This is a genomic window from Lacticaseibacillus sp. 30 (assembly GCF_053819265.1).
In genome coordinates, this window is sequence record NZ_JBSOQX010000071.1 from 1 (window position 1) to 934 (window position 934).

A 934-nucleotide genomic window follows, 5' to 3' on the forward strand; every position below is an offset into this window, starting at 1 on the left:
CGCAAGCGACCAGCCTTTCCTAAAACCACGAAGGTTGCCGGTGAGTACGCTGATGGCGTGTATAACAAAAACCTGCAACAATGGTTTGGCCGCAGCAACAATAACCGAATGGTCCAACTTAACGGTTATCGAGGTTATCTGTATAATAAAAGCCACCTGTTAGCGTGGTCGCTAGGTGGCGATATGCAGACTCATAATGTGATTCTTGGCACTCGTGCTCAAAATGTTGGTACCAATGACCAACGAAATGCCGGTGGTATGGCTTACACAGAAACTCTGACGCGCAATTATCTTAGCTCACACCAAGACGATGCGGTCGCTTATCAGGTTATTCCCGTGTACGTTGGCCAAGAACTGGTACCGCGTGGCACACACGTTTTGGTGCAGTCGATTAACAATCCATCACAGTTTCAAGCTAATGTCTGGGTCTTCAATACGCAATCAGGGGTAACTATTAACTACAATAACGGCTCATTTCAACTGAATGGAGAGTGATCGAATTGAATCGTGAAGTGGTTCGTAAACTAGTCCAAGTCTATATCGACAGGAACAAGCTTAGCAATCCAGAATTTGCCAAACAAGCCAAGATCAATGATCGGACTGTACGTCGCTTGCTAAACTCTGAGGACAGTATTTCTGACCAAACCTTAGAGAAAATGGCGGCTGTTTGCGAAAAACGTAAATTTGCCGTCATCGGCTTTAGCACGGGGAAGATTTATTTTCGGGGTGAACATCACGCTGACTGCACCCGGTGGATCAATGAACAAGCAGTCCAGATAAAAAAAGCCCACAGCCATAAGAAAATCGCACTTAATATGAAAGAACCAATGATCATTCAGCGCTTGCCATTTTCATCTTAGAACCTGTCTAGTATCTTTTAAGAACTATCTTCAGGAAGGCCAATACAACCATTTGAAGACTGCTGTTAAGGGCG

2 protein-coding genes are annotated in these 934 nt (G+C 44.8%); both read left to right on the forward strand.

Annotation, left to right across the window (positions count from 1 at the left end):
- Positions 1 to 495, forward strand: a 495-nt coding sequence (locus ACWPAB_RS15330; RefSeq protein ID WP_179948529.1) for a DNA/RNA non-specific endonuclease, incomplete at its 5' end; no start/stop codon positions are given.
- A gap of 5 nt (positions 496 to 500) precedes the next feature.
- Positions 501 to 860 carry a PH domain-containing protein gene (locus ACWPAB_RS15335; RefSeq protein ID WP_003597616.1) on the forward strand — a complete coding sequence of 120 codons (360 nt, stop codon included), beginning with the start codon at positions 501 to 503 and terminating at the stop codon, positions 858 to 860.
- Positions 861 to 934 lie beyond the last annotated feature (74 nt).